At 73.3% G+C, this 9,541-nt stretch carries 12 protein-coding genes and 6 tRNA genes; 10 read left to right on the top strand and 8 right to left on the bottom strand.

Going from position 1 to position 9,541, the window contains the following annotated elements; translation table 11 throughout:
- The first annotated feature begins 98 nt into the window (after positions 1-98).
- Complete coding sequence (locus FKN01_RS31760) at positions 99-1,067, top strand: phosphotransferase family protein (RefSeq protein ID WP_143626111.1); 969 nt, start codon at positions 99-101, stop codon at positions 1,065-1,067.
- 67 nt (positions 1,068-1,134) lie between these two features.
- Entirely contained in the window at positions 1,135-1,413 is a 279-nt protein-coding gene (locus FKN01_RS31755) for a zf-TFIIB domain-containing protein (protein ID WP_143626108.1), read from the top strand.
- Between the two features lie 50 nt (positions 1,414-1,463).
- Here the strand turns inward: FKN01_RS31755 and FKN01_RS31750 are convergent.
- The 5 genes from FKN01_RS31750 to FKN01_RS31730 form a co-directional block, all read right to left on the bottom strand.
- Positions 1,464-1,535, bottom strand: a tRNA-Val gene (locus FKN01_RS31750).
- A 22-nt stretch (positions 1,536-1,557) separates the two neighbouring features.
- Positions 1,558-1,629, bottom strand: a tRNA-Val gene (locus FKN01_RS31745).
- A 37-nt stretch (positions 1,630-1,666) separates the two neighbouring features.
- A tRNA-Val gene (locus tag FKN01_RS31740) sits at positions 1,667-1,738 on the bottom strand.
- A 1-nt stretch (position 1,739) separates the two neighbouring features.
- Positions 1,740-1,813 (bottom strand) — tRNA-Cys (locus tag FKN01_RS31735).
- A 38-nt stretch (positions 1,814-1,851) separates the two neighbouring features.
- Positions 1,852-1,924: transfer RNA gene (locus FKN01_RS31730), tRNA-Gly, on the bottom strand.
- A 163-nt stretch (positions 1,925-2,087) separates the two neighbouring features.
- Here FKN01_RS31730 and FKN01_RS31725 point away from each other — a divergent pair.
- The 3 genes from FKN01_RS31725 (at position 2,088) to FKN01_RS31715 (ending at position 4,846) form a co-directional block, all read left to right on the top strand.
- On the top strand, positions 2,088-3,125 hold the full coding sequence (locus FKN01_RS31725; RefSeq protein ID WP_143626110.1) for a chorismate-binding protein: 1,038 nt from the start codon (positions 2,088-2,090) through the stop codon (positions 3,123-3,125).
- The gene (locus FKN01_RS31720) at positions 3,122-3,943 is read left to right on the top strand and encodes an aminotransferase class IV (RefSeq protein ID WP_143626107.1); all 822 of its coding nucleotides are present in this window, start codon (positions 3,122-3,124) and stop codon (positions 3,941-3,943) included. The genes FKN01_RS31725 and FKN01_RS31720 overlap by 4 nt, the downstream gene beginning before the upstream one ends.
- A gap of 66 nt (positions 3,944-4,009) precedes the next feature.
- A complete protein-coding gene (locus tag FKN01_RS31715; protein ID WP_143626106.1) occupies positions 4,010-4,846 on the top strand; it encodes a GNAT family N-acetyltransferase in 837 nt (278 codons plus the stop codon).
- A 17-nt stretch (positions 4,847-4,863) separates the two neighbouring features.
- On the opposite strand, the gene FKN01_RS31710 is transcribed toward FKN01_RS31715, so the two are convergent.
- Positions 4,864-5,379 (bottom strand): DsbA family protein, encoded by a 516-nt coding sequence (locus FKN01_RS31710; protein ID WP_143626105.1) that lies wholly within the window; start codon positions 5,377-5,379, stop codon positions 4,864-4,866.
- 158 nt (positions 5,380-5,537) lie between these two features.
- Here FKN01_RS31710 and FKN01_RS31705 point away from each other — a divergent pair, with 158 nt between their 5' ends.
- The 3 genes from FKN01_RS31705 (at position 5,538) to FKN01_RS32775 (ending at position 7,533) form a co-directional block, all read left to right on the top strand.
- Positions 5,538-5,999 carry a hypothetical protein gene (locus FKN01_RS31705; protein WP_185993077.1) on the top strand — a complete coding sequence of 154 codons (462 nt, stop codon included), beginning with the start codon at positions 5,538-5,540 and terminating at the stop codon, positions 5,997-5,999.
- A gap of 237 nt (positions 6,000-6,236) precedes the next feature.
- Positions 6,237-7,208: an acetylxylan esterase gene (locus FKN01_RS31700; RefSeq protein WP_143626104.1), complete on the top strand. Its 972-nt coding sequence runs from the start codon at positions 6,237-6,239 to the stop codon at positions 7,206-7,208.
- Between the two features lie 169 nt (positions 7,209-7,377).
- Complete coding sequence (locus tag FKN01_RS32775) at positions 7,378-7,533, top strand: hypothetical protein (RefSeq protein ID WP_185993076.1); 156 nt, start codon at positions 7,378-7,380, stop codon at positions 7,531-7,533.
- Between the two features lie 4 nt (positions 7,534-7,537).
- Here FKN01_RS32775 and FKN01_RS31695 read toward each other — a convergent pair whose 3' ends face one another.
- Positions 7,538-8,113, bottom strand: coding sequence for a CGNR zinc finger domain-containing protein (locus FKN01_RS31695; RefSeq protein WP_143626103.1), 576 nt, complete (start codon positions 8,111-8,113; stop codon positions 7,538-7,540).
- 193 nt (positions 8,114-8,306) lie between these two features.
- Positions 8,307-8,720, bottom strand: a complete 414-nt coding sequence (locus FKN01_RS31690) for an SsgA family sporulation/cell division regulator (protein ID WP_003959770.1) — start codon at positions 8,718-8,720, stop codon at positions 8,307-8,309.
- Positions 8,721-8,909: 189 nt separating this feature from the next.
- Here FKN01_RS31690 and FKN01_RS31685 point away from each other — a divergent pair, with 189 nt between their 5' ends.
- Positions 8,910-9,401: a TIGR02611 family protein gene (locus FKN01_RS31685; protein ID WP_143626102.1), complete on the top strand. Its 492-nt coding sequence runs from the start codon at positions 8,910-8,912 to the stop codon at positions 9,399-9,401.
- Positions 9,402-9,467: 66 nt separating this feature from the next.
- A tRNA-Val gene (locus FKN01_RS31680) sits at positions 9,468-9,539 on the top strand.
- Positions 9,540-9,541 lie beyond the last annotated feature (2 nt).

Raw genomic sequence — 9,541 nt, 5'->3', positions numbered from 1 at the left:
GGGGCCGGGGCGGGGGGGGGGGCGGCGCCGCCCCCGGGGGCGGGCGGGGGGGGGGGCCCCCCCCCCCCCCGGCCCGCCCCCCGGGGGGGGGGGGGACCGTGACCGCCGCACTCGTCCGCGCGCTGGGGGACCTCGCCCACCGGGCGGCCCACCCGGCAGGCTGCGGCCCCCGTCCCTGCCCACCGCCCGCCGTGCTCGCCGAACGCGACGACGGGATCGTCGTCCGCAGTGGCCCCGTCGTCGCCAAGGCGCACGCCGCCGACACCGATACGTCCGCGCTCGCCGCCCGCCTGCGCCTGGCCGCCGGGCCGGGGCGGACCGGCATCCTGCTGGCGACCCTCCCGCACCCGGACCACGGCGCCCACCTCGCCGAGCTCCACGGACGCCCCGTCACCCTGTGGCCGCACGGTGAGCCCGTCGACCCCGGCGACCCGGACTCCGCGCCCTGGGAAGAGGCCGGCGCGCTCCTGGCACGGCTGCACCGGACCGAGGTCCGGGAACCGCTTCCCGCCATGCGTGGGCCCTTGAAAGCCGCGCTCGCCGTGGCCCGGATGCGCACCGCCCGCCCCGGCGGCCCGGCCGGGGACCCGGTGCTCACCGCCTGGCGCGGGCTGCCGGGCTGGGCGCGGGGCGAGACACCGCCACCGGCGGGCCGGGGAGCGTACCTCTGCCACGGGGACCTCCACCTGGGCCAGCTCGTACGCCACCCCGCCTCGCACGGCCGCTGGCTGCTCATCGACGTGGACGACGCGGGCCTCGGCGATCCCGCCTGGGACCTCGCGCGCCCCGCCGCCTGGTACGCGGCCGGGCTGCTCCCGCCGGACGTCTGGCTCCGCTTCCTGGACGCCTACCGGGCCGGCGGGGGCCCCGCCGTACCCGTCGACGGCGACCCCTGGCCGGCCCTGGACGTGCCGGCCCGCGCGCTGACCGTGCAGAGCGCCGCGCTCGCCCGGGCCAAGGCGGCGGCGGAGGGCCGGGCTCCGGATGAGGTGGAACAGATCATGATCGACGCCTGCGCCCGAATCGCGTCGCTCCCGCCCGAGTTGGCGGCCGGCCCCACGTCGTAGGGTGAACCGACCGTCGGCGGGCATGCATTCCGGCGACGGCGACCGACGGCGAGGAGTGAGCCCGAACATGCAGTGTCCCAAGTGCCACGCACAGATGCACACGTACAACCGCAACGGCATCCAGATCGAGCAGTGCAGCGGCTGCCGGGGGATATTCCTGGACTACGGCGAGCTGGAGACGCTGACGCGCATCGAGTCCCAGTGGGCGCAGCAGGCCCCGCCGCCGCCCGCCCCGCCGCAGGCGTACCCCTCCGCCCCGGCGCCCGCCTGGGGCGCCCCGCACCACGGCGGCCACCACGGTCACTACCGGCAGAAGAGCTTCGGCCGCATGCTCTTCTCCTCCTGACCGAGCACGACGAAGCCCCGGTCGCCGAGACGACCGGGGCTTCGTGGCAGTGCGCGATACTGGGATTGAACCAGTGACCTCTTCCGTGTCAGGGAAGCGCTCTCCCGCTGAGCTAATCGCGCAGGTGAACCTGCGTGTACTGCGTGCGCGATACTGGGATTGAACCAGTGACCTCTTCCGTGTCAGGGAAGCGCTCTCCCGCTGAGCTAATCGCGCGGGTGATCCTTGCGGACCCGAGATCCTTGCGGATCGGTGGACGATACTGGGATTGAACCAGTGACCTCTTCCGTGTCAGGGAAGCGCTCTCCCGCTGAGCTAATCGTCCTTGGAGGTGGAGACGGGATTTGAACCCGTGTAGACGGCTTTGCAGGCCGTTGCCTCGCCTCTCGGCCACTCCACCAAGGGCGGGAGTCCGGGAAGAATCCCCCGCCTTCTGCGAGCGGACGACCAGGTTCGAACTGGCGACCTCAACCTTGGCAAGGTTGCGCTCTACCAACTGAGCTACGTCCGCTTGTCTTTCCCGGTCCGCTTGCGCGTCCCGGCGACGTGTTGAACTCTAGCGGATTCCCGGGCCAGTACAAAAACGCGTTTGTGCAGCGTGCTGAGGTGCGCTCGCCCCGGCGCGGGTCACCGAGTGCCGCCCTACACTCGCGGACGTGCACGACCTCGCTCCCATGGCCCGCTTCGGCGGCCTCGTCGCCTCCGGTCTGCGGGATGTGACCAGCGATCCCGCCGCCCTCGACTCGTCCGGCTTCTGGGCGGTCTGCGCGGGCTTCGAGGGTTCCCTGACCTGCGCCCGCTTCGACACCGTGCGCCCCGCGCCGGTGCCCGCCCCGGTCCCCGGCGCCTGGCACGGTCCCGCCGTCGGCGACTGGAGCTCCTCCCTCGACCGGGCGGCGTACACCGAAGGCGTACGGCGCATCCGCGCGTACATCGCGACCGGCGAGGTCTACCAGGCCAACCTCTGCCGCGTGCTGACCGCGCCACTGCCAGGCCCGGGCGCGGCCGACGTGGACGCCCTCACCGCGCTGCTGGCGCGCGGCAACCCGGCCCCGTACGCAGGAACGATTCGGCTCCCCGGGCACGGCGTCGAGATCGCCACCGCGTCGCCCGAACTGTTCCTGCGCAGGAACGGCCGCACCGTCGAGTCCGGGCCGATCAAGGGCACCGGCCGCACCGAGGCGGACCTCCTGGAGAAGGACCACGCCGAGAACGTGATGATCGTGGACCTGGTCCGCAACGACCTGGGCCGCGTCTGCGCCACCGGATCGGTCACCGTCCCCGACCTCTGCGCCGTCGAGAAGCACCCCGGCCTCGTCCACCTCGTCTCGACCGTACGAGGCCGCCTCGCCGACGGCGCGGGCTGGCCGGAGATCCTCGCCGCCGCCTTCCCGCCCGGCTCGGTCACCGGCGCCCCCAAGTCCAGCGCGCTGCGGATCATCGGCGAGCTGGAGACCGCCCCGCGCGGCCCGTACTGCGGCGGCATCGGCTGGGTGGACGCCGACCGGAGGACCGCCTCGCTCGCCGTCGGCATCAGGACCTTCTGGACCGACCGCACGGGGCCCGCCCCCCTCCTGCGCTTCGGCACCGGGGCCGGCATCACCTGGGGCTCCGATCCGGAACGCGAGTGGGACGAGACCGAACTGAAGGCGTCCCGGCTGCTCGCTGTAGCGTCGGGCGCATACGAAGCGACCGGAAGGACCGCACCATGAGGATCTGGGTCAACGGCGAGCTCCGCCCCGCCGACGACGCCCGGGTGTCCGTGCTCGACCACGGGCTCACCGTCGGCGACGGCGTCTTCGAGACGCTCCGGGTCTCCCAGGGCCGCCCCTTCGCCCTCACCCGCCACCTCGACCGGCTGACCCGCTCGGCCCGGGGACTCGGCCTGCCGGCCCCCGACCTGGACGAGGTGCGCCGCGCCTGCGCCGCCGTCGTCGAGGCCAACCCGGTCGCGCTCGGCCGGCTGCGGATCACGTACACCGGCGGCATCTCGCCCCTCGGCTCCGACCGGGGCGACGCGGGCCCCGGCCTCGTCGTCGCCCTCGGCGAGGTGACGCGCCGGCCCGACACCACGGCGGTCGTCACCGTGCCCTGGACCCGCAACGAGCGATCCGCGCTCACCGGCCTCAAGACCACCTCGTACGCGGAGAACGTCGTCGCCCTCGCCCGCGCCCACGAGCAGGGCGCCTCCGAGGCCCTGTTCGCCAACACCGCCGGGCGGCTCTGCGAGGGAACCGGGTCCAACGTCTTCGTCGTCCTGGACGGTCAGCTGCACACCCCGCCCGTCGCCTCCGGCTGCCTGGCCGGCATCACCCGGGCGCTCACCGTGGAGTGGACCGGCGCACAGGAGACCGACCTGCCGTTCGACGTCCTGGACCGGGCCGATGAGGTCTTCCTGACCTCCACCCTGCGTGATGTACAGGCCGTCCACCGGGTCGACGGCCGGGAGCTGCCCGGCACGCCGGGACCGGTGACCGCCAAGGCGATGCGGGTCTTCGAGGAGCGTGCGGCCGACGACCTCGACCCCTGACCGGGCCCCGGCCCGTCCGCGCAAATACGGGTGACGGGCCCCCGCGCAGGGGATAGAAAGCACCTGATGACCACGACACTGCGGCCGGCCGGGCCGATCCTGTCAGGCGCCGACGGCGCACAGCGGCGCGCGTACGACGTGTGCGACAACGGACGCCCCGTCGGCTCCGTCGCGCTCGCCGTCGAACCGGGCGCGGGCGGCGCCACGGGCCTGATCGCAGCCCTGCGGATCGACGAGTCCGTCCGCAGGCGCGGCCGGGGCACCATCGCCGCGCTGGCCTCCGAGGAGATCCTGCGCGGCTGGGGCTGCGTCCAGGTGGGCACGGAGGTGGCCGCCGGGGACATCGCGGGGCAGCGGCTGGCCGCGGCTCTCGGCTACACCGAGCGGAGCCGCAACATGGTCAAGACGCTGCCCGAGGAGCCCCCGGCCCTCCCGGACGGGCTGACCGCTCACCCGATGACCCCCGAGGAGTTCGCCGCCTGGGAGCGCGACGCGATCGCCGCCTACACGGAGAGCCTGGTGAGCCGGGGCGTCCCGCGCGAGGCGGCGCCGGCCGCGGCCCGCGCCTCCCACGCCCGCCACCTGCCGGACGGCCTCGCCACCGAGGGGGCGCGACTGGACCACCTGCGCCACCAGGGCGAGACGGTCGGCCATGTCTGGGAGGCGCCGTTCGAGATGCACCCCGGCATGCGCGTCGGCTACGTGTTCGACGTGGAGGTGGCGGAGCGGTACCGGGGGCGGGGCTACGGGCGGGCCCTGATGCTCCAGGCCGAGCGCATCGCCCTGGCGGCGGGCGAGACCCGGATCGGCCTGCACGTCGTCACGGCCAACACCCCGGCCCTTCGGCTGTACGAATCGCTCGGTTACGAGCCGACCCAGTACAACCTGGCCAAGCGGTTGTAGCGCCGCCCCGCGCCGCCTCAGCCCCGCTCGGCCAGGAGGCCGTCGGCGATCTCCTCGATCCGCTCGCGCAGCCCGTCCTGGCTCTTGCCGCCGTCCAGGCGCTCCCCGCCGATCACGTAGGTCGGCGTGCCGGTCACCCCGATCGCCTTGCCCTCGGCCTGGTCCGCGTCCACGATCAGCATGTGGCGGCCGTCGATGAGCGCGGTGTCGACCTCCTCCGCGTCCAGGCCCAGCTCCCGGGCCACCTCGACCAGCAGCTTCTCGCCCCGGGCCCCGAGATCGCCGGTGCGCGCGAGCACCGCCTCGATGTACGGCCAGCCGCTGCCCTGGGCCAGGGCCTCCTCGGCGGCCTGGGCGGCGGCGTAGGCGTGCTTGTGCTTCTCCAGCGGGAAGTGCCGCAGCCGGATCTCCAGCCGGTCCCCGTACCGGGCCCGCAGGGCGTGCAGATCGGTGAGGGCGTGGTGGCAGTCGGGGCACTGCAGCTCGCACCAGACGTCGAGGACGACCGGCGCCGCGGGGGAGGAATCGCTCATGGGCCCAGTCTCGCAGGGTGCACGCCGAGGCCGCCGCCCGGCACCTGGGGAGGAGCCCGGCCCCTGAGATGTCCCTGATACGGGCCCCGGGCATGGCCGCCCGCCCGGTGGCCGGTGCAGGATGGAAGGGACGTATCCCCGCGCGCCAGGAGGCACCGATGCTTGCCGAGACCATGTGTTCCGCGGTGTCCGCGGCGGGCCTGGGCATCGCGGCCGTCACCGCCTACCGCAAGCGGTTCCTCACCGCGACGAGGATCGCCGCCTACTCGCTGGTGCCGGTCGGCCTGGTGCTGACGGGGGTCGTGAAGTGGGTGTCGGACATCGCCTTCAAGCCGAGCGTCTGGCTGGGCTTCGGGCTGCTGGGCGTCGCCTGGCTGCTCTTCATGATCACGCGCGCGGTCGAACGCCGGGGCGGCGGCAGCCGCAAGGAGCGCAGGGCGGCCGCCCGGGCCGCCCGGGGCGAGGCCGTGGAACCGGCCGCGTCGGCCCCCTCGCTCGGTGCGGGCTCCTCGCCGCAGGCCGCGCGTGCGCGCGGCAAGCAGGGCAAGCAGCCGGCGTCGGCCGGAGCCGGCGAGGACTTCAGCGACATCGAGGCCATCCTCAAGAAGCACGGCATCTGACACCGGAAGCCGTCCGGACTTACGGGCCCCGCCGCACCACGCGGCGGGGCCCGCCCCGTCTCACCAGGCGAATCGTCCGCCCGGGAGCGCCCGGGATTCCTTGACCCTGCCCGGCGCAGCCGCATAGCGTCCCGCTGGGCCGTGAACGTATGCGTTCGGGCCCCATGAACCGGGGGCGGGACGCGTGGACCGTGCGGCGGACGCCGCCCCCTTCCGCGTGCCCGAAACGGAGAAGCGATGGCCCTGTTCGACCTGCCCCTGGACCAGCTGCGCGACTACCGGCCCGACCTCGGCGAGCCGGAGGACTTCGACGCCTTCTGGCAGCTCACCCTGGACGAGGCCGCCGCCCGCCCGCTGGACGCCGAGTTCGCGCCCTACGACGGCGCGCTGGCCGCCGTCGACTCGTACGACGTGTCGTTCGCCGGCTGGGGCGGGCACCCGATACGCGCCTGGCTGAACGTTCCGGCGGGCGCCGAGGGCCCCCTGCCGACCCTGGTGCACTATCTCGGTTACGGAGGCGGGCGCGGGCTGCCGCACGACCACCTGGTGTGGCCCTCGGCCGGCTGGGCCGCGCTGATCGTGGACACCCGGGGCCAGGGCGCGGTCAACCACCACTCGGCGGGGGCCACCCCGGACCCGCACGGCGCCGCCAACCCGCAGGCGCCCGGCTTCATGACCAACGGCATCCTCGACCCCGAGACGTACTACTACCGCCGGGTCTTCACGGACGCGGTGCGCGCCGTCGAGGTCGCCCGCAGCCATCCGGCCGTCGACCCGGCCCGCATCGTCGTGAACGGCGCCAGCCAGGGCGGCGGCATCGCCCAGGCCGTGGCGGCCCTCAGCCCCCATGTGCAGGCCGCGTTCGTGGACGTGCCGTTCCTCACGCACTTCCGGCGGGCCGTCGAGATCACCGACGAGGACCCGTACCAGGAGATCGTCAGGTTCCTCGCCACCCGGCACGGCGCGGACGCCCAGGTGTTCCGCACCCTGTCGTACTTCGACGGCGTCAGCTTCGCCGCCCGCGCGACCGTGCCCGCGCTCTACTCGGTCGCCCTGATGGACGCGATCTGCCCGCCCTCCACGGTCTTCGCCGCCTACAACCACTGGGCCGGGCCCAAGGAGATCGAGGTCTACCCCTGGAACGGCCACGAGGGCGGCACCGGCGTCCACCGCCAGGTCCAGCTGCGGAAGCTCCGCGAGCTGCGCTGAGCCGACCGGGAGCGCGGGGGCGGGGGCGGGCGCGGGTCGGCAACTCGAAAACGTGACGGAAATTCGGACGCCGTAGCGATTACGGATGCCCCCGGGAGGGGTGAACTCCCGCCGGGGAGAGCCATGTTGGTCACGAGCACTCCCGGGACTGCGTCATGATCGTCCCGAAATGGTGGACACCTCTCGGGGCGACGCCCCCGCACCCCCTGGCGAAGAGCCGCGCGGCTGCCTCTTCGCGCTTTCCCAGCCCCCTCTGATGATCTTCCTCACGGTCGTGGGCGGCCTGCTGCTGATGGCCGCGCTGCACGATCTCTTCCTGCTGTGAGCCGTCAGCCGGCCGCTTCCCGGCGGCGCGCCCGGTACGCGGCCACATGCAGGCGGTTACCGCAGGTGCGGCTGGAGCAGTAGCGGCGGGAGCGGTTGCGCGAGAGGTCCACGAACGCGTGCCGGCAGTCCGGCGCCTCGCACCGCCGCAGCCGCTCCGTCTCGCCCGCCACGATGATGAAGGCGAGGGCCATGCCGCAGTCGGCCGCCAGGTGGTCGGCGAGCGAGGCGTCCGGCGAGAAGTAGTGCACGTGCCAGTCGTAGCCGTCGTGGGCGGTGAGCTGCGGCGTGGTGCCCGCCGCGGCCACCAGGGCGTTCACCAGCCCGGCGGCGGTGTGGGCGTCCCCGGCGGCGAAGACCTCGGCGAACCGGGCGCGCACGTCGTGCACGGCCCGCAGGTCCCGCTGGTCGAGCACGCCGATCCCGCTGACCCGGTGGCGTACGGCGAACGCGTGGAGGGCCGCGACGTCGGCGAGTCCGTCGGCGGGCGCCCCGCCCCCTTCCGGCTCGCTCTCCGGCGCGGTGTTCACCAGATCGACCACCAGGTCGAGGGCGATCCGGGTGTCGTGGGGGATCAGCACGCTTTCGCTCCCTGGCCTCCGGCGGGCGGGCGCCCGCCGATGCCGGACGACTCTACTGGCTCGGACGGGGCGCGCACCGGCGCCGGTCACCGCGGTGGATCCGCGGTCACCGGCGCCGGTGTCAGCCGTATGAGGTTGTCCGCGCGACGCCGTCTCCCCGAGTCGGACGGCGTCGTGCGGCTCCCGGCCTGGCTCAGCTCTCGGCCAGGATGTGTGAGAGCTCCGTATCGAGGTCGAAGTGACGGTGTTCGGTGCCCGGTGGAACCGCGGCGTCGGTCCGCTTCAGGAACGACTCCAGGGCCCGTGCCGGGGCCTCGAGCAGTGCCTCGCCCTCTGGGGAGCTCAGCGCGATGCAGACGACGCCCTGGCCGTGGCTACGGGATGGCCAGACACGTACGTCTCCGGTGCCGGTGGGCCGGTGCAGCCCTTCGGCGAGGAGGTCGCGGGCGAAAACCCACTCGACCGTCTCCTCCGCTCCGGTGTGGAAGGTGGCGTGCACGGCATAGGGGTCGGCCGTGTCATACCGCAGGCCCGCGGGTACAGGCAGTGAGGACTCGCTCGACACAACGAGGCGCAGGTGCAGCTCGCAGCTGACCGTGGTGTTCATAAGCGCCAGGGCCTTTCGCTCAGTGTGCGCTCGGGGATTCGCACGTCGGCGAAATCGACATGCCACCTACGGTGGCGTTGTAAACCCCTCTGACCGTTTTGAGATGCTTCGGGTAGCTCGTACAGCGGTGTGTAACTTTGCGTCATGCGGCCATTCCAGTGACACGAGGCGGTCCGGTAGGTTGGACGCATGAACGCGGAGAGTGACGAGCGGGGCGGTGCCGCCGCGGCGAAGACACCGGCTCCCGCCGCGGGGGAAACGCCCCGCGATGCGACGGGGGACGTCATACCGGGAGTGACCAAGGAGGACCAGGCGCTCGGCTCCAGAGCCCCCGGCTTCATCAAAGCCTCCAAGGCGCTGCACCTGAGCTGGCAGGTCGGCGTCTTCATCGTCGGCCTCGCCGTCGTGGTGGCCGGCGTCATCATGCTGCCGCTGCCGGGCCCCGGCTGGCTGGTGATCTTCGGCGGCATGGCGATCTGGGCGACCGAGTTCGTCTGGGCCCAGCTCGTGCTGCGCTGGACCCGGCGCAAGGTCACCGAGGCCGCCCAGCGGGCGCTCGATCCCAAGGTCCGCAGGCGCAACATCATCCTGACGGTGATCGGGCTCGTGATCATCGCGGTGCTCGTCGGGATCTACGTGTGGAAGTTCGGGATCGTCATGCCCTGGAAGATCCACGAGTGACCCCGGGGCGCTCCCCGATGTGGTCACGGGGCGCCGCTGACATGGGGTAATGTTTGCGGTGCGCCCGGGCGATTAGCTCAGTGGGAGAGCGCTTCGTTCACACCGAAGAGGTCACTGGTTCGAACCCAGTATCGCCCACC

It is taken from the genome of Streptomyces sp. 130 (genome assembly GCF_007096885.1).
In the GTDB taxonomy this organism is placed as follows: Bacteria; Actinomycetota; Actinomycetes; order Streptomycetales; family Streptomycetaceae; genus Streptomyces.
The sequence above is the reverse complement of the archived record's forward strand: the minus strand, read 5'-3'. Positions and strand labels throughout refer to the sequence as shown.